Genomic DNA, 20,965 nt, shown 5'->3' with positions numbered 1-20,965 from the left:
TGCTCCCTCATCTCCCCCTGCTCCCTCATCTCCCCCTGCTCCCTCATCTCCTCCTCCCCCCCTCCCCGCCTCTGTCGAACTAAACGGACATTGGGCAGAACCATTTATTCAGGCATTAGTGAGCATGGATTTAACTCATGCTTTTGCCGATGGTAGCTACCAGCCAGATAAACCAATGACTCGCGCCCAGTATGCAGCTTTGGTGGCGATCGCTTTTAACCCATTTCCCAAAATCCCAGCTCCTGATTTTACGGATGTACCCAAAGATTTTTGGGCTTATAGTGCTATCCAAATCGCGGCTAGTGGTGGCTTTGTTGGCGGATTTAGCGATCGCACTTTCCGCCCCGATCAAAGCGTGCAGCGACTACAGGTGATTGTCTCCTTAGTAAACGGACTGGGACTACCAGCTGTTGATTGCGATGTTTTAGAAGTATATAGCGATCGTCATACCATTCCCGACTACGCTAGGACAGCTGTTGCCACTGCAACACAATGGGGAATAGTTGTCAACTATCCAGATCCGAAAATGCTTGTGCCTTTACGTTTAGCAACACGCGCCGAAGTTGCAGCAATGGTTTATCAGGCATTAGTCGCCATTGGGCAAACATCTGTGATTAAATCAGTCTATGTGGGGTTGCATTCTAAAAGTTGATAAGTAGAATAGGGAACACTTGCCTATCGGCTTGGCAACTATTGGAAAAAAAAACCATGTAGTTAAAAGCACGCTAGGCTAATATGCGATGGGTGACAAATTTTAGAACTATTGCCTAAAGCTAATAGCCCCATGTTAACAACACTTCCAGACACCTCTGCCAACTTGGCGATCGCCTTATTAATTAACTATAGTTTCGATCTCAATGGGTATAGTGCCAATGAGCTAGTTGAGCGTTGGCAAACGCAATACCCCCTTAATTGGCTACACCTGGCAGTGATTGAGGCACTATATCAAGGTCGTTATAAAGCGGTTTCCGTGGAGCAAATTTTAGTATTTTGGCAGCGCCGGGATCAGGCTGCATATCATTTCAACATGGAATTTGAACGGATGATTTGTAGCAAATTTCCCCAAAGCTTAACCTCATTGGCTGCACCAGCCCTACCGCCAGCCAAGAAAAACTCTACTATAGAGCCAGTAACGAGTCCTCAATTACCACCAGCTAAGATTAACAACGGCTATCAACACAGCAATACTGCGACTTTCCAACTGAAAAGTTATGAACCAAAGACATCTTTGAGTGAAGAAGAGGGAAAGCAGGAAGATAGAGACAATAAAACCGTCTTGAAGTCTCCGCTTTCTGGGAAATTTGCCTCTTTGGCAACTCTTGAACGATCATCTGCTATCAGCCAAAGGCAAACTTCACAAGAGAGTCCAGCGCCTTCCCCATCACCAAATCATCATCGACGAGAGCCAAAACTGCTTCCACCTGCTGCTATTCATGCCCCAATCGGGCAATTTACTCCCAAAAAAAGCGATCGCTATGATTCTTTTACATCTAAACTCAAAGCCATGTCTGGGGAGAAAGGGAGTGGGGAGTAGGGAGTGGGGAGCAGGGAGCAGGGAGCAGGGGGAGAATGGCCAATGACAAATGACAAATGACCAATGACCAATGACAAATGACAAATGACCAATGACCAATGACCAATGACAAATGACAAATGCCTTTTAGATTTTTATTCTGCAACTAACAGCTTAAAGCGTTCATCGTCGGCAATATCATCAAAATCGAGGTCGGTTGCTGCGTCTTCTTTATACCTGGGATTAAGTTCAATCGCTTGTTGTAGAGTTAACAGAGATCGGTCAATTTGTCTTTGCAGTGCGTAACAGGCTGCTTTGTTGTAATAGGCACTGGCGTAATCTGGCTTAATTTCTAAGGCTTTGTTAAAACTAGCGATCGCTTCATCATCGCGTCCCAATCTTACCAAAGTGTAACCGCGTTTATCCCAGATTTTGGGAGAATTGGGTTGGAATTCTAGGGCATTATCAAAGGAGCCTATTGCCTCTTCGTATTGTTCTAATGCTACTAGGGAAAGACCGCGATTTAACCAGGCAACGGCATCGTCAGGTTTGATTTGTATGGCTTTGTCAAATGAGGCAAAGGCTTGCTGATGTTGTTGTAAGTTTCCAAAAGCAACGCCGCGATCGCACCAAGCTTGATGATAATCTGGCTGAATCGCAATCGCTTTATCATAAGATGCGATCGCATCTTGGTAGCGTTTCAACCTTCCCAGAGTTAGACCCCGTTTTAACCAATTCACAGGTTCATCAGGTTGGGTTTTCACTGCTTGGTTGTAAGCTGCGATCGCATCTTCATAACGCCTTTGAGAAAACAGATCGTCTCCCTGTTTTACATATTCATCAGCAGTGAATTCTGGTTGTTGTGGCTGTTCCTGTATTTCTTGTTCAAATTCAGAATTTACCACATCTAGAATCGATTCCGGCGTAATTTCAGTTAGTTCTTGAAGAATCAGATCCTTCCTTTCTTGGGCATCCAATTGTAACTCAGAGAGTTGAGAGACAAACTCAGTTTCTAATCTTTCTAACTTCTCTAAAATCAGAATCTTTTGTTGTTGAGCATTCCATTGTAATTCTGAGAATTGTGAACTAAACTCAGAACCCGATTTTTCTAAATTCTCAATGATTAGCTCTTTGGATTTTTGAGCATCGACTTGTAATTCCGATAATTGAAATTTAAATTCTGACTGCAATACTTTTAAACTCTCAATAATTTTATTTTTTTGCTCTTGAGCATCTACCTGCAATTCAGATAATTGAGATTTAAATTCTCGATTGAATATACCTAGATTATCAACTGCACTCTCTTTTTGCTTTTGAGCATCAATCTGTAATTCAGATAACTTTTCTACAAACTCTGACTGCAATTTTGTTAAAATTTCAAAAGTTATATCTTTTTGTTGTTGGGCATCAGACTGCCATCCAGAAAGTTGAGATGTGAACTCAGATTTTGATATTTCTAAATCAGCAACGGCTAGCTTTTGCTGTTGTTGCACACCTAACTTTAACTTAGACAGTTCTTCTGCCATTACAGATGCTAATTTTCCTAAATTCTCCAGTGCTATATCTTTTTGTTGTTGAGCATCAAACTCTAACTTAGATAACCCCGAAGCAAATTTTGACTCTAAATTTTCTATATTTTCTTGAGATTTTTTTAGTTCCGCTTCTAATCTACTTAATACCTGTGCTTTAGCTAAAGCTAGATCGGATATCAGAATAGATACATTTTCTTGTTCATTTTTAATTTTTTGTTGTAAAGCAGTCGTTTCCTGTTCTAACTCATAATTTATTTTTTTCGCATCTTGAATAACATTTTCAGCTTCTTGTTTAACGGTGGTTAGCTGAATTTGTAATTTTTCCATTCCCTGGACTTGTTGCATTGCCCTATCAACAATTTCTCGGATTATCACCCGTCGCAACAGCCATAACAAAGCAATGACAGCGACTGGAAAGAGACTTAATATAACTAGCCAAACATCGAGTAAAATAGTTGTGCGACTAAAAGTGCTCTTAAAATCAGATTGGACTCGCTGTAGAATTCGTTTTTCTGCTCGGAGTCGTGCTAACTCTTCTCGTTCTGAATTCGATAACATCGGAGTCGGAGTTAGTGCTGGATTGGGTGATGGTGCAGATTGTCCAGTGGCAATTCCAACGGATAACAATAAGGGTAAAAATACAATCGTGCTTTTTACAATTAAAGCGAAAACAGCTTGATTTTTGCTCTGCATAACAACCATCTGAGTCTGTTGGTCAGTTTTTGAAGCGGCGTGCCTCTCTCCAATCTATAACAGAATTAAGTGGTTAAATGTTGTAGAAGCAGTGTAAAACTCTGAGAAATCCTTAACTAATCGGTTTCCTCGTCCTTAGTGTACGTACAACTTTAGTCAGACAGTGCAGTCAACTTTGTGACAATTTTTGGTAAGTACTACTATAATATTACTACGTTGTAATTACTGCTAAAGATGGTGAAAGTCAAGCAGTAAAAATAATAATTTATCAACCAGTAGAAGACAAAATGCGAAAGCATCGACGCTTTCTTAGACCATCCAGCGGACAAGGTTCAGACTTTGTTTTTACAGATAACAAGGCGTTTAAACTAGAACTTCTACCTGTATGGGAAGTGTCAGGTGTGGTTACTTCGCATTAATATTAGATTATCTAGAGTAAGTAGATTACTTGTTCTCAAATTAACTTAACAAAGGCGGTAGAAAATGGGTCGCTTAAATCCTTACACGCTGCAATTGCAGATTACCCGAATGTTTGAGCAAGGGCAATCATTTTTTGCCACAACCAAGGTACAGGAATGGTTGAAAGAACGTAAACATAATCCAGAAGATTATGACATCATTTTCCATAAAAAACCTGCACCTCCTGGTTCCAAAGAAGTGATGGTTGTGGAAATTGAATTACGCCGCAAAGATGGACAAACTGTAGATCCGTGGTTGCAGGAACAAGCAAATCTCCATGCCTGATTTTAGCAACTATGGCAGTCCTAAATTTAGATGTTAAAACTTCTTTTTTTGGCATTTGATTCTGAATCATTTTGTCATTAATCAATACTACTAGAATTTGGACAAAGAAATTATCGAAAACATTTTCTTTGTCCAAAATTGAAACATCCAACTAATTTCTTACTTAGTATCTGCTATACTTTAGTTTTGTATGAGCAACGCATTTTCTTCATTTAGTGCGATAGCAGATTTGATTAAATCTTCCCAATACTCTTCAACTTGTTTGTTTTGTCCTTGTTGCTTTGCTATAGGGTAAAGTATAGCTTTATGTTCATCATAAAAATATTTCCATCCTATTCGAGCGTCGTCATTATAAAATGCTTCGGTGACAAAACTGCTATATTTAGAGTATGCAATAGAATTGGGGTAATTTAGCTTATCTAGCAAAGTGTCTTTGCATTTTTCAACAACTTCTTTACGTAATTTATCAATTTCTGCCAGCAATAATTCTGCCGAAAAACAAAGGTTTAAACTTTTGTAGGCAATTTTTCACCTCCCTTTTTATTTGTAGTTTATAGTTCTAATGAACTAGTAAGTTGCGATCGCTATTTTGAGAAAGCCTGAAACACTAATTCTGTCGTCAGTAATTTGAAAAGTCAGATCGAAATAAGCGATCGGACAGTCATAATAGCCTTAAATTAGGAAAAACTGACAGTAAATGGCACGATGGCACTCCCGGCTGGTACTGTTTTCGTTACTAAAACAGTGGCAGTAGGTAAAAAGAATAACTTAGTATCTGCTAGTGCGATGCCTGCGGCGGGCTACGCTTACGCGCTTATTTACCCTGACTCCCAAGGCACAGTCAAACAGGAAACCATTCCGACTGAGACTCTGTTAATTCGCGGTCGAGGACAGCAACCGTTAATTGCTAAAAAGCTGACTGATGTGGGGACAAATATTGCCCAACAAGATTTGTTAGTTGGATTAGTCTTTAGCCATTTTAGTGATGTAGCGATGTCTGCAACAGGTTACACCTACGCCCAAACTCAAAACATAACCTACTGTAAATATTGAAATAAGTTTACACAAATTTTATATATACCTGACAACCTTAAAGATTTAACAAAGATCATCTTTTGTTGGTTATTTCTTAACCTATATACATTGGTTAAAAGTTTATTTAAGTGAAATTACAGAATTATTCATTTTTTAGCTTCGGAGCATTTTCTGATGAAATTAGCTAAAGATATTAGCATTGCTGCTTTTGCTGTTGCGATCGCGGTTGCTGCTGTTATTAAACCGACGCAAGCTGCCTTAGTTAATTATGATTTCACCGTAAATGCGACATCTGGCGATCGCCCCGGTCAGTATTTCGGCTCTTTTCGATATGATGACTCGACCTTAAGCGGGTTAGGCGAGGAAACTCTAGGCGTTAGCAATGGATTATCTATTTTGTTTGACTACGTAGATACTCAGTATACACAGGCAAGTGATTTTGATCGCCCATCATCTCCTGTAGTCAGCTTTACAAATGGCGACCTATCAGGACTGAGCTATTTGGTTGAAGATCGGTTTTTCATTGGCAATAATCCAGGTAATCCAAATACAGGAGGAACAAAATTTTATAGCATTCTGAGTGCCGACTTATTATCTACAACAGAGGTGGGTACAGTAACTTATTCTAAGAGTACACCCGTACCAGAACCGATGACTCTTGGTGGTATAGCGATCGCTAGTGCTATGGCGTTGAGAATGAAACCCAAGAAAAAACTATCTGGAGTGACAAATTACTAGTCCTACTTTGAAAATTAATGTAGAGACGTTATTATCTAACGTCTCTACACACATAGTTATACCAATTTGAAAAAAAAAGAATGCAACAAATAGACCATTTGTAGAGACGCGATTCATCGCGTCTTTACCCAAGGATGTGCTGCAATCATTAATTGAATTGGTATTAAGTAAAACTACCAGTAGGATTCTTACGTTTGATACCAATTACAGATGGTTTGGGAAGACTTCTAGGTTGACCCTTTCCACCGTCAGCAGTTGGGATGTTACTTGGCCAACTACTACCACGAGGGACAGTCCGAGCCTGATTGAATGTAACACCATTCAAATCCAGTAATTCAATCTCACGACTCAAAATCGTACCATCATTGATTGGGCTATCTTCGCCGGGATGCTGCACGGAAATAATCAACGTATCTCCTACAAAAGTTGGCCCTGTCATCTCACAACGCACTGGGCCTTGAGCAAAAGGTATTACCTCTCCCGCGTGAGTACCAGTAGTAGGAATGTAGAATAGCCAGTTATTACCAAAAACTCCTGTGAAATTGGAAACATTACCACTGGCTGTGTGGTCGATGATAGTTACAGTACCAGCAGCACCAACATTAAAACCATTGTGAGTGGTAGTAGACATATCCGTTACCCCCCAAATATTTGCCTTATTGTCGAACACTAGGTTATCGACGTTGGCAAAACCAGCACCAGAAATCGAGCCAGCTTCGCCACCTTGAGCAAATCTTTGCCAACGGAAGGTTAGACCAGTACCATCGGCGCTATCTTCAATAATCTTGTACAATCCCCCGGATTGCTGCGTTGCGTTGACCTTTGTACTTAACTTAGCAACCTGGAAAATGCGCGAATCTGGATAACCGTCGCTTCCTGGCGCACCGTCAGTATAGGCAATGAACACTTCTTTAGTGGTCGGATGCACTTCTATATCTTCTGGACGTGCTGTCGGAGTTCCGCCAGCCAAATTCGCTGCTAAAAAAGCATCACTGAGAATTGCACCTTGGGAAGTGTAGAAGTCAGATAGCTTCTTACCTTGATAAGCAGGTAGTCTCTCTGCTTCGTTGGTGCGATCGACTGCGAGGGAACCACCATCTGTAGTTTCACCTGCAATACCATTGCGTTTTGGTAGGGGTAAAAGACCATTTCTTTGAGCCGAACCCAAAGCAGCAAACTCTACAGAAGAAATTACCGATGGCGAAATGGGATTGGTGGGACTGTTTAAATTTAAGGGTATCCATTGACCCGTACCATTTGGATTGTAACGGGCGACATACAATGTACCACTTTCCCATAAACTGCTGTTGGTTTTACTGGTTGGTGAAGAAATCACACCTGCACTGACAAATTTCCAGGTGTGTCCCCCACGTCTGTCATCACCCATGTAGGCGATTAATGGTTTTTTAGCTTCGGCACGGATGGCAATGTTTTCATGGCGAAAACGACCCAATGAAGTGTGCTTGCGAGGGCGGAAATTTGGATTAATGGGGTCAATTTCTGTAATCCAACCATATTTTTCACCAACTAAACCGAAGGTCTTACCAGTAGTACCATCGATGTAACCTGTTTGAGTACCATTAGGGTTGACTGGTTCTGTAACACCAACAAAACCTCCTACACTTCCTTGAAAGTTCTCTTCACCACTTAAGATAGTTCCCCAAGGAGTTGTACCGCCAGAACAGTTATAGCTAGTGCCAATAATTTTGTTACCCAATCCATCGGAGGAGAGGTTAAATACTTGGGTTGCGGCTGGGCCAGTGGCGATGAGATAGTTTTGATCGCCTTTTTGGTAGCTACGACTTCCCCAAGAAGTGACATTTTTATATTCATCACTTCTTTGGCTATTAATTCCCAACCCAGAAAGACCATGAAGGCGACGATTTCTTGCATCACCTTTAACCACAGCATAACGGTTACTAGAATTACGTCGGGAGATGCGGACGATTGATCCGCCTAAATTATATAGAACTTCGCCGTCAAATTCAATACCTCTGGTGGTAGGTAAAGCCCAGCCAATCACTGATTCAAAAGTGGTAGGCAATCCTTTAACATCAGCAGGAGCTTCTGGTGCTAGATCGGAAAATGGAAAACTCACATATTCATGATTGACCCACAAATAACCGATATCGTTGGTTCTACCCAGAGGAATAAAACCCGTATAATCGTTGTTGTAACCGAAATATTCGTCTTTGTTAGGAAAGACGCGATCGCCCCAGCTGATAATTACATAACGTTCATATTCTGGTGGCACTATCAGATCATCAACGACGTTGTAGCTATTTAACTTCGTATTTGCAGATGCATTGATTACCTGTCCCTGACCGATTCCCGTTGGCAAGAAACTTTTCTGCTGTTTATAAATGGGTAAAGAATGGGGTAAGCGCACTGGTGTAAAGCTCAGTCGCCTGTTACTTGCTCCGGCAATACTAGAAACACCATCTAGAATTGTGTCTCCCAAGACAGCAGCACCAGCACTGCCAGCAAAAAATACTAAAATTTGTCTACGATTTAATTTAGACATCAAACTCTCCTCTGTTGTGACACCAAAAATTTCATAAAGGCAAATCTTGATTACTGATAGAAAAAGCCATCAATTATTTACGTGAAATGCCACAGATTTTGAATAGTAAGTAACCTGTTATTAAACAAAAGGTTGTTTGCTATTTAGGGTACATAACCAGACAAAGTTTTTCACTTTTTCATATAATCTAATGACCAAAAATTAACCCCAGGTTATATCTTGATTAATGGAGATTTATTCTATAATTAACTAAAAGCTTTCTTGTCTATGAAATTTCACAAGATTAAGTCACGTTGCTTTTTGTAGAGAAGCAATGCGTAGGTTTTTCCTTCAAAATTTAATTCTGAATTATGTCTTGTTAAATAAACTTACTGCGAGAATTTTTCGGGCGGATACCAATTACAGATGGTCGGGGAACACCTGTAGCTTGCTCCCTACCACCATCAGTTTTTGAGATATTACTCGGCCAACTACTGCCACGAGGTAAACTCCGAGTTTGATTGAATGTAGTACCATTTAAATCTAGTAATTCAATACTGCGACTCAGCATTGTGCCATCGTTAATTGGACAATCTTCACCAGGATGTTGTACTGAAATAATCAGTGTATTTCCGACAAAACTTGGCCCCGTCATTTCGCAGCGCACTGGCCCATGAGCAAATGGTATTACGTGTCCGGCATTAGTACCACTGGTAGGGATAAAAAATAGCCAGTTATTACCGAAAACTCCAGTAAAATCGGAAACATTACCACTAACTGTATGATCGATTTTGGTTTGCTTACCTTCAGCACCGACATCAAAACCGTTGTGAGTGCCGGTAGACATATCCGTAACACCCCAAAGATTTCCCTGATTGTCAAAAACTAGATTATCGACGTTGGCAAAACCAGCACCATTAACAGTTCCAGCTTCGCCGCCTTGGGCAAATCTCTGCCACCGGAAGGTTAAACCTGTAGCATCAGCACTATCTTCAATAATCTTGTACAGTCCTCCTGATTGCTGCGTTGCATTGGCATCTGTACTTAACTTGGCAACTTGAAAAATCCGCGAATCAGGATAACCATCGCTTCCTGGCGCACCATCAGTATAGGCAATGAATACTTCTTTGGTGGTTGGATGCACTTCTATATCTTCTGGACGTGCTGTAGGAGTTCCCCCGACTAAGTTTGCAGCTAAAAAGGCGTCACTCAGAACAGCACCTTGGCTAGAGTAGAAGTCAGATAGTTTCTTATTTTGATAATCAGGTAGTGCTTTTGCTTCGTTAATGCGATCGCATTTAAATGTACCACCATCTTTGCTTTCACCTGCAATTCCATTGCGTCTCGGTAGTGGTAAAAGACCTTCTTTTTGTACTTTCTGCAACGCCGCAAATTCTACAGAAGATAGAACTGCTGGCGTAATTGGATTGGTAGCAGTAGTTAAAAGTAACGGTATCCATTTACCTGTACCGTCTGGATTATAACGGGCAACATACAAAGTCCCCTTTTCCCACAAACTACTGTTAGTTTTACTGGTGGGGGAAGAAATAGTGCTTGCACTGACAAATTTCCAAGTGTGTCCCCCCCGTCTGTCATCACCCAAGTAAGCAACCAATTTCTTGCCTTTTTCAACACGCAGGGCAACATTTTCATGGCGAAAACGACCCAACGAAGTGTGTTTGCGGGGGCGAAATTTCGGATTTTTGGGGTCAATTTCGACAATCCAGCCGTATTTTTCGCCAACTAAACCAAAAGTCTTGCCGATCGTTTTGTCTGTATAATCTGTCTGAGTACCATTAGCTTTGACTCCTTCTGTAACGCTATTTTGGAAGTTCTCTTCCGCAGATAAAATCGTACCCCAAGGAGTTTTACCACCAGAACAGTTGAAAGCAGTACCAATAATTTTGTTACCCAATTCATCAGAGGAGAGATTAAAAACTTGGTTTGCAGCTGGGCCAGTTCCGATTAGATAATTTTTGTCACCTTTTTGGTGGTTGCGACTTCCCCAAGTGGTGATATTTTTGTAGTCATCATTGCGTTGGCTATTGATTCCCAACCCAGACAGACCATGAATACGGCGATTTTTGGCATCTTTGACTACAGCAAAACGTTTATTCTTATTCTGGCGAGAAATGCGAATGATTGAACCGCCTTGATTATATAAAAATTCCCCTTCAACTTCAATATTTCTGCTGGAGGGTAAAGCCCAACCAATGACGTTTTCAAATGCGTCTGGTAGTTTTTTCAGATCGGATGAATCTTCTACGACTAAACTAGAAAATGGAAAACTAACGTATTCATGATTCACCCATAAATACCCGACATCATTAGTTTTATTAAGGGGAATAAACCCAGTGAAATCGTTGTTGTAACCAAAATAATCATCTTTGTTAGGAAAGATGCGATCGCCCCAACTGACAATTACATAACGTTCGTACTCTGGCGGCACTACCACATCATCAATAACGTTGTAGCTACTTAACTTAATATCCGCAGATGCTTTAACTACTTCTCCTTGACTAATTCCTGTTGGCAAGAAATTTTTCTGTTGTTGATAAATTGGTAGGGGATGTGGTAAGCGTACAGGTGTAAAGCTTATACTAGCGGTTTTTGCTTCTGCAACTCTAGCAAAATTATTTAGAAGTTTATTTCCCAAAATAGCAGCACCAGCACTGCCAGCAAAAAATCTTAAAAGTTCTCTCCGACTTAATTTAGACATCAAATTTTCCTCTGGTGTGATAGAAAAATTTAGTAGAAATAAACTCTAATTTCTGAAAATTTGCAGTATTTGAAATAATTAATAAGTTATTAATAATAAAAAGATAATTATTATATTATTTACTCTAGTTGACAATGATTAAGCTTAGGTTATAACTTAATTAACTAAAAATTATCACCTCTTACTATTTCCTTAGCTCAAATCAACTAAGGAACAGTGTCAGCGCCCCATCTGTCCTATCCTGGAGAAGGATAAATCAATAGTGTTGTGGGTGAGACTGTGTTTTTCAGCGTTGTGATACCGACTTATAATCGCCAACCAATTTTAGAAAAGTGCCTCCGCGCCTTGGAGGTGCAGGAGTTGAGTCAGGCAAGTTCGGTTACTGATTACGAAATTGTCTTGATAGATGATGGTTCTACTGATGGCACATTGGAGTGGTTAGCAGCACACAAAGAAGAGTTTCCCCATGTGCGTTCGTTTCAGCAAGACCATGCTGGGCCAGCTGCGGCTCGGAATTTAGGGGTAGAGAAGGCGCTCGGAGATACAATTATCTTTATTGATAGTGATTTAGTAGTGCTGAAAAATTTCTTGCAAGCTCATGGTAACGCACTAGTACAGGGAAAAGAGAAATTGGGGAGCGATCGCTTTTTCACTTATGGTGCAGTTATTAATACTTGTAATTTCAACAATCCAACGGCTGAACCCTACAAAGTCACAGATTTTTCAGCAGCTTTTTTTGCTACGGGAAATGTAGCAATACCCAAACATTGGTTAGAGAAAGCAGGACTTTTTGACACCAGTTTTCAACTCTATGGCTGGGAAGATTTAGAATTAGGTGTGCGGCTAAAAAAACTAGGTTTGACACTAATTAAATGTCCAGAAGCCGTAGGATATCACTGGCATCCAGCATTTAACTTAGAACAAATTCCCCGATTAATTGACCAAGAAATTCAACGCGGACGGATGGGAGTTTTATTTTATCAGAAGCATCCTACATGGGAAGTGCGAATGATGATTCAAATGACTTGGCTGCATCGGTTACTTTGGGGGATTTTGTCACTTAATGGTGCGTTAAATGAACGGACAATGGCTCCGTTATTGCAATGGCTAATTAATTTAGGTAAACCTCAATTAGCTTTAGAAATTGCTCGAATTTTCCTCAACTGGTACAACGTGAAGGGTGTTTATGAAGCCTATGCTCAAATGGAGCAAGCATGGTGATTTAAACATCTTTGGGAAGTAGCACCGTGTAATCAATCTGTTAAAACTTTGTTGGTCATATCGTTTCTTGCCCTTAGATTTCTTGCCATTCGTCCGGCGAATCAAATCTTTTTGTCTTGGTCTTCGGTTTTTGTTTAAGGGACTGTTATGTTCCCGGACGAGAGCGAATACGATCGGGTATATGATGGCGATCGCCTAATATTTCTAACAAGGGGCCATTAACGTCAAATTTAACCATACTTACTGACGCGACCAAAATATTCACCCGATAGCGATAGCGTCCCAAATCAATTCCCAGTAAACTGCAAAGCATAATCCGAATCGTGGCTTTATGGGAAACGACTAAAACATTACCTTGGGGATGTTTTTCTTGAATTTCAGCAATTACAGGCATAGAACGGTTAGCAATATCTACCGCAGTTTCTCCACCTAGTGGTGCATTCCAAGCGGGTTCTGTCAACCATTTGACATAGTTTTGGGCGTAATTCTCTTCGATAAACGATTTACTCTTAGTTTCCCATTGGCCGTAACTACCTTCTCTAAGTCCGTCACGCAACTGCATATCCATACCGATAGCATCACAAAATGGCTTGGCAGTTGCAATTGTGCGCTTCATCGGGCTAACATAAACAGCCTCCCACAACAAGTTTTGATAAACATCGGCAAAACTCTCTGCCATCTGTATCCCTTCAGAGGTCAACTCCGCATCAGTTTCACCGCAAAAATTACCACTTTGACTAAAAGTAGTTTCTCCATGTCGCAGTAAATACAAATTGAGTGTCATAGCTTGTGTTGCGATTGGGATAAAGGAGTTTGTGCAAAAATAAACTACCATCAATCTTGCAATCGAGTCTGTGACACCAGGACAAAGTAATCAACCAAAAAAGTCAATCAACCACAAACTTTTGATTTCGTTGACAAAAGTAGCGGTAAGAGCTATTACTCTAGTTTGAGCCGGGATACGGATACCATTGGCAATTCCCTACTTCTACCAAATCGCACCCCTACACCCCTGTATAATCGCCTTTTCACTTTGATTTTTGAATATCATCGCCTGCATTCCCATAAAGGATTAGGTCTTTGTTTTCGTCAACAATCTCAATGTAACCATTGGGATTAAAACTGTGTGGATAAACGTAGAGCCTAACAATCCCTATCTGCTTGAATGGCTTGCACTATTTGTCTTTCCCTCTTTTATTCTGTTGTTTCATAACCAAAGGGAGTAAGACTTTAATCAGGTCTGCATTACCTTTGTTCAGTATTGCTATCAAACAACCAGTAGACAGAATAATAGCTACTGAAATACCCCCGTACTGTAGTAATGCAACTGGATCAATTTGCCCTAATGGGACTGCATTTCCAGACACACTAACATAACTAGTAAAAGTTAACAACTTTTAATCAGTTGTAAAATCTGCGACACACGATAAAAACTAACTTAGTTGTCTTGTCTAAAAATTCAGTGCTGTACTCTATATAATCTCTTGTAAAAGTGAAAGCGATCGCACCCCAAACCGCGATCGCCATATCCTCTAAGAAATTTAATTGAGAGCAGCACCGATCGCATTACCTAACTGTTTCAATGTCCTTTCCTTGGCAACTTCGGCTGCTGCCCGTGCAGATTCAGCAAGGATTGTGTCAGTGTTTGGGGTCAACTTGAGTGCCCCGCCCTGCCCCAGCAATCAAATTGAAGATTCATTGCTTGATGTAGGTTTCTAACTCAAATATGTTATGTCAAAATCGCCCCACCCATTAAGCGCTCATACCGATACTTCAACTCTTCTTTCATTAAATACCAACGCTCTAAAGTAACATCCATTTCTATTATTTTTTCCGCTGCTTGTCGCGCTAAAAGTAAAACTTCCTCATCGTCAACCAAACTTGCTAAAGTAAAATCTGGCACTCCAGATTGGCGAGTTCCCAGTACTTGCCCTGGGCCACGAAAACGCATATCCATCTCGGAGATGAAAAAGCCATCCTGAGATTGTTCCAATACTTTCAACCGTTGTTGAGCATCAGGACTTCTAGAACTGCTCATCAACAGACAGTAAGACTGAGCCGCACCCCGACCAACACGCCCCCGCAGTTGGTGCAGTTGTGATAAGCCAAATCGCTCTGCATTTTCAATGAGCATCACTGTAGCATTAGGTACGTCTACACCAACCTCAACAACAGTAGTAGAAACCAAAATTTGCGTTTGGTTATCACGGAATTTAGTTATTGCTTCATCCTTTTCGGCTGAACTCATGCGACCGTGCAGCAACCCAACTTGAAAATCAGGAAAAACACTTTCTTGTAACTTTTGATGCTCCTCAACAGCCGATCGCAAATCCAGTTTTTCTGATTCTTCCACTAATGGCAAAACCACATAAACTTGTCTACCTTGGACAATTTCTCGGCGGATCAGGTCGTAAGCATGGTTGCGTTGCTGACCTGACAATACTGTTGTCTGAATCTTTTGCCGTCCCGGTGGTAGCTCATCAATTTGGCTCACATCTAAATCCCCGTGTATCGTCAGTGCCAACGTTCGGGGAATCGGGGTTGCTGTCATAGTTAACACATGAGGTTGATTGCCTTTTTGCTGCAAACGTGCCCGTTGTTCTACCCCAAAGCGATGCTGTTCATCGATCACCACTAACCCTAGTTGTTGGAAGTTTACGGGGTCTTGAATCAAGGCATGGGTTCCCACTAACAGAGGTAATTCACCAGTTCCTAGCTGAGAATGTATTTGTCTTCGTTTCGCAGCTTTAGTTGAACCTGTCAGTAATTCCACTGGTAAATGCAGTAGATTAAACCAGCTAACTAACTTGCGATAATGTTGTTCTGCCAAAACTTCTGTGGGAGCCATCAGCGCCGCTTGGTAGCCAGATTGAATTGCTGCAAGGATAGCCAGCACGGCGACGACTGTTTTACCAGAACCGACATCACCTTGCACCAAACGATTCATTGGCACGGGTTTTTGTAAATCGTTGAGAATATCGTTGAGAACTCGTTGCTGGGCGCCAGTGAGTTGAAAAGGCAGTATTTCGTGAAATTTCTCTACAAGTTGACCGCGTGGCACAAGGATGGCGCTGGTTTGAATTGCTCTTGCTTGCTGTTGACGTTGCAGTAACCCAAGTTGGAGGTAGAAAAATTCATCAAAAACTAGGCGACGACGGGCAACTTGTAGGGCGGCGCTATCACTGGGAAAATGGATATTAGCGATCGCATCTTTTAATTCCATCAAACCATACTTCTGCCGCAAACCACTTGGCAAAGGGTCTTTTAGGTTAGCCGCAGCGGGTAAAGCAGCAATTACCGCCTGTCGCACTGTATTCGCCACCACACCTTCAGTTAGTCCATAAATTGGCACTACCCGCCCAATATTTAGCGACTCAATCGTATCTCCTGGATTTGCCAAAACCTCTAGTTCTGGATTATCCAATGTCAATCCATATTTACTTTCTTTCACCAACCCACAGGCTGCTAGAATGCTACCTACTGGATAACGACGTTTTAAACTTTCTTGCCAAGCGCGACTGCTAAAGCGCGTACCTGCATAAAAACGGCCAATTTTGATTTGACCACTGTTATCTTTTACTACCAATTCTAAAATTGATAATTTCTGATTTTTAGGGCTAGTAAAGCAGTTGCAACGCTTAACTGTAGCGATTATTGTCACTGTTTCACCCGCCTGTAACTCGCGGATATTCACCTGACGTGCATAATCAATATGGTCGCGAGGATAGTAGAAAAGCAAGTCACGGACGGTATGTAAACCAAGCCGTGCCAAATTATCAGCTTTTTTAAAACCTATTTCTGGTAAATCACTGAGTTTTTGCTCAATTTTTGGTGCAAGTCTCCGACTCACCTCAGTAACAATTGGAGATTTTGGATTTTGAGTTTTGGATTTATAAATTCTCCCTTGCTCCTCTGCTCCTCTGCTCCCCTGCTCCCCCTGCTCCTCCTTCCGCTGCTCCTCTTGCTGTAGTTGGGAAAGATACCTACGAGTCTCTGCTACTAAATGTTGCCTTTCTTCCAGTGCTAGATGTGGATAACTAGCAAATTGCACCGCTAATCCTTGCCAACGGCGGCGTTCAGTTTGGGGTAAGCCTGTTGGGAATTTGCCCAAAGTTAGGCTCAGAAATTCACTGAAACGGTATTCTCTGCCCATCAAGTCTGTAAAGCCGCGTTCAGCTTCTATTGCCAAGGCTTTGTGCAATCGTATCCAATCTGGTTTTTCATTAATCATTGGTCAGCAGAGTTAGGAGTTAGGAGTGAGGAGTGAGGAGTTAGGAGTTAGGAATAAATAACTCATAACTCATAATTGATAACTCATAACTTTATTCAAACCAACTAGCACGCCATGCAGCTTCCGCTTCAGCGATCGCCTTTTCTCTATGTCTCTTTTGATACTCTCGTCCCAGCTTATTTAGCTTAACTAAAATACTGCGGATTTGCCTGCGTTCAGAGGAGAGTGTCACATCAGCAAATTCAATTTCTCCTAGCCGCAGGTTAATAGCCATGATTTGAGTCAGTCCAGAATCTTCTGAGTGTTGCTCATTTTCAATTTCAATTACTAAGTTTAATAAATTGGGTGGCCCTGGCATTACCTCAGCAGATGCTTCTGATGCTGCCGCCGCCGCCGCTGCTAAAATCGGTTCTGGTAATTTTTTCGGTAATACCCCAGCTTTTTGTAACAAAAGATTAGCATCATGCGAAAGTTTTTTCAGTATATCTTGCATGACCTCTTCTAATTTCTGTTGCCATTTTGCCAGTTCTATAGGATCGGAGGTGTCGGCAGTGAGATAGTGAGAATTAGAGGTGTCTAGAAATAGTGAAGACGAAGAGGATGTTACGCCCTCATCCTCCTCATCTCCCTCATCCTCCTTATCTTCTCCCTCATCCTCCCCTGAATCTTCACTTTTAAGATAAATGAGCAATTGTTCAGCTGCGAGTTGACCCAACTTACGAATAGCTTGTTGCAATTGTTGGCGTTGATTCAATGACAAATGCAAAAAGTTTTCGGGATATCCTTGGGTACAGAGGTGGTAACTCGCAAGAATCAACTGTTTGCGTACAGCTAGCCCCAAGGTGTTTAGATAACTAGCATAAGCGCTTTGTAGTTCGATTGCGATCGCCCGGATCGCTTCTTGGAGTGCTGCAATATCCTGCTCAATTCGCTCGATTGCTCTTGCCATATTTTTTCGCTCTTGCCCATCTGAACCATTACATAGTACAAATGTACAAATTTATTTTAGGATAACTTTCCAGAGAATTTTAGATTTTAAATTATAGCAAGGGACTGGGAACTGGGGATGGTGGAACCCCCTCTGGGGGTAAGGGGTAATAGGAACTGGGTGAAAAGTCTTTTTGTGTCTAAGTTTTATCCCTCTTTTGTCACTTTCCGGGAGGGCGATCGCTTCATATACAAAAGCTCTAGAATTCAGAAATGGCAAAAGTTTTCGGAGAGTGACAGAACAGGGATAAATGCGAAATTTTCTGTCTTTAGTAAATAAAATACAGGTCAAGCAAACAACCTGACCTGTTTTGTAAAGAGTCATTTGTCCTTTGTCCTTTGTCATTTGTTTTCTGACCAATGACCAATGACCAATGACCAATATTACTTAGTGCCCATTTGTGCAGCGACTTCATCAGCAAAGCTAATTTCTTGCTTTTCAATGCCTTCGCCCAGTATATAACGGACAAAGCGAGTCACTTGAATCTCTTCGCCTAATTGTGCCTTCACTTGCTTTATCAAGTCTTCCACGGAAATACTCTGATCGCGGATGTAAGGCTGATCGAGCAAAGTCAATTCTTTCAGGCGTTTTTCAATCCGTCCCTGAACAATTTTTTCTTTGATGTTTTCAGGCTTGTTCGCCAAATCATCCTTGCCCATTTCAATGTCTTTTTCCTTTTGGGCAACTTCGGCGGGGATTTGGTCTACACTCACATACTCGACATTAGGACAAGCCGCAACTTGCATTGCAGTGTTCCGTGCCAAGGTTTGGAACTCTGAATTAGCAGCTGCTGACTCAGTTTTGGAACCTAGTTCTACTAATACACCAACTCGACCACCAGTGTGAATGTAGCTGTCTACTACACCTTGCGTGCCTTCTGCTATTGCAAAATTAACAAAGCGACGCACTTGGATATTTTCACCAAGGGTGGCAATGGTTTGCTTGATAAATTCTTCTACAGTCGCACTTTCATTATCAATATAGGGTTGAGCCAACAAAGACTCAACACTATCAGCTGTCGCTGCTTGCTTTGCTAGATTCTTAACTAAAGCTTTAAAAGCCTCGTTACGAGCAACAAAGTCGGTTTGGCAGTTGACTTCTATGAGTACACCTACTCGACCTCCGGGCTGAATGTAAGTGTCTACTAGACCTTCTGCCGCAATGCGATCGCTTTTTGCCCCCGCCTTAGAGATGCCCTTTTTCCGTAGCCAGTCTGCGGCTTCTTCTACGTTGCCTTCAGTCTCTATCAGCGCCTTTTTGCAGTCCATCATGCCGGCACCAGTTTTTTGGCGTAGCTCTTGGACGAGTTTTGCAGATATTTCCGCCATTTTGCCTCAATTCCTAACTTGACCTCGAGTTGTAATCAGTCACCTAATTTAGTACTGAGTGCTGAGTTTTGAGTGTTCAGTTATCAATTTTATTCTTCATTGACAAATCACAACTTACAACTTCAAAAATCAAGACTCAGCACTATTCAATTTTCTGAGTCTTTCTATCTTACTCAGCACTCAGCACTATTCTTCTGTTTCCTCGTCGGGAATTACGGCATCAGTATATTCGGTTTCTTCGTAGTCATCGTCATACTCACTACCGTCGTAATCTTCGTAATCATCTTCAACATCCAGCTGACCGTGACGACCTTCATAAATGGCATCTGCCAATTTTCCGACTATCAACTTAATCGATCTGATAGCATCGTCGTTTGCTGGGATGGGGATATCTACTACATCGGGGTCACAGTTTGTATCCAACATGGATACAATGGGAATATTCAGCTTTTGGCATTCTTGAACTGCGTTATATTCCCGGCGTTGGTCTACAATTACCACAATATCGGGTACTTTCCGCATTGTTTTAATGCCACCCAAGTATTTCTGAAGCTTCGTCATTTCCCGACGTAGCATTGATGCTTCTTTTTTCGGTAATAAATCTAGTGCGCCAGTTTCTTCACGGCGTTCTAAATCTTTCAGGCGGTCTACACGTGTTTTAATGGTTGCCCAGTTGGTCAACATTCCGCCTAACCAGCGTTGGTTAATGTAGTGGGAACCACAACGGCTAGCTTCTTGGGCAATAATTCCAGCTGCTTGGCGCTTAGTGCCGACAAAAAGAAATTTCTTCCCTTGTTCCGCGTGCGATCGCATGTAGTTGTAAGCATTATCCATCAACTGGGCAGTTTGCACCAAGTCGATAATATGCACGCCATTGCGGGAAGTATAAATGTAAGGAGACATTTTTGGGTTCCAACGCCGGGTCTGATGCCCAAAGTGAACCCCTGACTCCATCATTTGAGCCAATGAAACTACTGGCATATATTTTTCAACTCCGATTCGGGTTAAACCTCCATCCAAGTGTATTTCCCAATCGGGAAACACCCGAATTCTTAGATGTGCGAGATTAGTTAACCATACTAGGTTAGCATATTCTGAAGAGTTATAGTTGCTTGACCAAATGAGGTCAAGAAAATTGTGCTGCCTACTCAACAATCGGGCAGCACTAGTAATGAAAATTTTGCTTTTTTAAAGGTCTACTCGCGATCTTCTCGATCTTCGGGTTTAGGTTTTTGTCGCCGTTGTTCGATCTGCTCGTCGATAGTTTCTCTCATTTTGCGATCGGCAGCGTCCATCGCAGAATACTTAAAGCGGTTGATTATGCCACTGAACAAGTTGCCAAAGAATCTTTCAATTTCTTGCATAATTTTATACCTCAATATTTAAAGGTAAATTCTTGACTCTACATTGATCTTGGACTTTCAAGTGGAAGTAGGAAATAAAACGCTAACCTATCCTTGAAGTATCTGTTAATCTCTTAGCGTCTCTGGGTGCTTAAAGGGATGGCGCTTTATTTATCCTTTGATTCAGTTTTGCTTGGGAATTACTGTATAAAACAGTCTTCTCAATCAAAGCAGTATTGTTGAGACTTACTAGATTGAAACGCGCTAGAGACTCATCTATTGTATTCTGTCTCAGGTAATAAATGTAGCAAAAACATAGGTAACAAATTGTCTACTTGGCATTTAGCCAAGATATAACTAATAAATCTGCAAGATGA

General features: G+C 41.4%; 16 protein-coding genes. 6 read left to right on the top strand and 10 right to left on the bottom strand.

The features are described from left to right. On the top strand, positions 1-652 hold a 652-nt coding region (locus RMY63_RS29140), incomplete at its 5' end, for an S-layer homology domain-containing protein (protein ID WP_322732043.1). 132 nt (positions 653-784) lie between these two features. Further along, positions 785-1,534 carry a hypothetical protein gene (locus tag RMY63_RS29135; RefSeq protein WP_322732042.1) on the top strand — a complete coding sequence of 250 codons (750 nt, stop codon included), beginning with the start codon at positions 785-787 and terminating at the stop codon, positions 1,532-1,534. Between the two features lie 134 nt (positions 1,535-1,668). On the opposite strand, the gene RMY63_RS29130 is transcribed toward RMY63_RS29135, so the two are convergent. Continuing rightward, positions 1,669-3,738: a tetratricopeptide repeat protein gene (locus tag RMY63_RS29130; RefSeq protein ID WP_322732041.1), complete on the bottom strand. Its 2,070-nt coding sequence runs from the start codon at positions 3,736-3,738 to the stop codon at positions 1,669-1,671. 483 nt (positions 3,739-4,221) lie between these two features. Here RMY63_RS29130 and RMY63_RS29125 point away from each other — a divergent pair, with 483 nt between their 5' ends. Continuing rightward, positions 4,222-4,482, top strand: a complete 261-nt coding sequence (locus RMY63_RS29125; RefSeq protein WP_322732040.1) for a hypothetical protein — start codon at positions 4,222-4,224, stop codon at positions 4,480-4,482. 180 nt (positions 4,483-4,662) lie between these two features. Here RMY63_RS29125 and RMY63_RS29120 read toward each other — a convergent pair whose 3' ends face one another. Continuing rightward, positions 4,663-4,965, bottom strand: a complete 303-nt coding sequence (locus RMY63_RS29120; RefSeq protein WP_322732039.1) for a hypothetical protein — start codon at positions 4,963-4,965, stop codon at positions 4,663-4,665. 222 nt (positions 4,966-5,187) lie between these two features. On the opposite strand from RMY63_RS29120, the gene RMY63_RS29115 reads away from it, so the two are divergent. Further along, entirely contained in the window at positions 5,188-5,535 is a 348-nt protein-coding gene (locus RMY63_RS29115) for a hypothetical protein (protein ID WP_322732038.1), read from the top strand. Between the two features lie 156 nt (positions 5,536-5,691). Next, the gene (locus tag RMY63_RS29110) at positions 5,692-6,255 is read left to right on the top strand and encodes a PEP-CTERM sorting domain-containing protein (RefSeq protein WP_322732037.1); all 564 of its coding nucleotides are present in this window, start codon (positions 5,692-5,694) and stop codon (positions 6,253-6,255) included. A 163-nt stretch (positions 6,256-6,418) separates the two neighbouring features. On the opposite strand, the gene RMY63_RS29105 is transcribed toward RMY63_RS29110, so the two are convergent. Together RMY63_RS29105 and RMY63_RS29100 are read right to left on the bottom strand one after the other, a co-directional pair. Further along, positions 6,419-8,779, bottom strand: a complete 2,361-nt coding sequence (locus RMY63_RS29105) for a PhoX family phosphatase (RefSeq protein ID WP_322732036.1) — start codon at positions 8,777-8,779, stop codon at positions 6,419-6,421. A gap of 358 nt (positions 8,780-9,137) precedes the next feature. Next, positions 9,138-11,477 (bottom strand): PhoX family phosphatase, encoded by a 2,340-nt coding sequence (locus RMY63_RS29100; RefSeq protein ID WP_322732035.1) that lies wholly within the window; start codon positions 11,475-11,477, stop codon positions 9,138-9,140. Between the two features lie 267 nt (positions 11,478-11,744). On the opposite strand from RMY63_RS29100, the gene RMY63_RS29095 reads away from it, so the two are divergent. Continuing rightward, entirely contained in the window at positions 11,745-12,698 is a 954-nt protein-coding gene (locus RMY63_RS29095; protein WP_322732034.1) for a glycosyltransferase family 2 protein, read from the top strand. Between the two features lie 145 nt (positions 12,699-12,843). On the opposite strand, the gene RMY63_RS29090 is transcribed toward RMY63_RS29095, so the two are convergent. The 6 genes from RMY63_RS29090 to RMY63_RS29065 all read right to left on the bottom strand — a co-directional run bounded on the left by RMY63_RS29090 (position 12,844) and on the right by RMY63_RS29065 (position 20,609). Further along, complete coding sequence (locus RMY63_RS29090) at positions 12,844-13,482, bottom strand: histidine phosphatase family protein (protein ID WP_322732033.1); 639 nt, start codon at positions 13,480-13,482, stop codon at positions 12,844-12,846. Positions 13,483-14,427: 945 nt separating this feature from the next. After that, positions 14,428-16,929 carry an ATP-dependent DNA helicase RecG gene (gene recG / locus RMY63_RS29085; RefSeq protein ID WP_322732032.1) on the bottom strand — a complete coding sequence of 834 codons (2,502 nt, stop codon included), beginning with the start codon at positions 16,927-16,929 and terminating at the stop codon, positions 14,428-14,430. 91 nt (positions 16,930-17,020) lie between these two features. Continuing rightward, positions 17,021-17,878, bottom strand: coding sequence for a hypothetical protein (locus tag RMY63_RS29080; RefSeq protein WP_322732031.1), 858 nt, complete (start codon positions 17,876-17,878; stop codon positions 17,021-17,023). Positions 17,879-18,300: 422 nt separating this feature from the next. Beyond that, positions 18,301-19,245 (bottom strand): translation elongation factor Ts, encoded by a 945-nt coding sequence (gene tsf / locus RMY63_RS29075; RefSeq protein WP_322732030.1) that lies wholly within the window; start codon positions 19,243-19,245, stop codon positions 18,301-18,303. A 186-nt stretch (positions 19,246-19,431) separates the two neighbouring features. Further along, the gene (gene rpsB / locus RMY63_RS29070) at positions 19,432-20,226 is read right to left on the bottom strand and encodes a 30S ribosomal protein S2 (protein ID WP_190913288.1); all 795 of its coding nucleotides are present in this window, start codon (positions 20,224-20,226) and stop codon (positions 19,432-19,434) included. Positions 20,227-20,441: 215 nt separating this feature from the next. After that, positions 20,442-20,609: a hypothetical protein gene (locus tag RMY63_RS29065; protein WP_322732029.1), complete on the bottom strand. Its 168-nt coding sequence runs from the start codon at positions 20,607-20,609 to the stop codon at positions 20,442-20,444. Positions 20,610-20,965: the final 356 nt, after the last annotated feature.

It is taken from the genome of Nostoc sp. ChiQUE01b, from assembly GCF_034531255.1.
Taxonomy (GTDB): Bacteria; Cyanobacteriota; Cyanobacteriia; order Cyanobacteriales; family Nostocaceae; genus Nostoc.
This window is presented reverse-complemented; position numbering and strand designations above follow the sequence as displayed.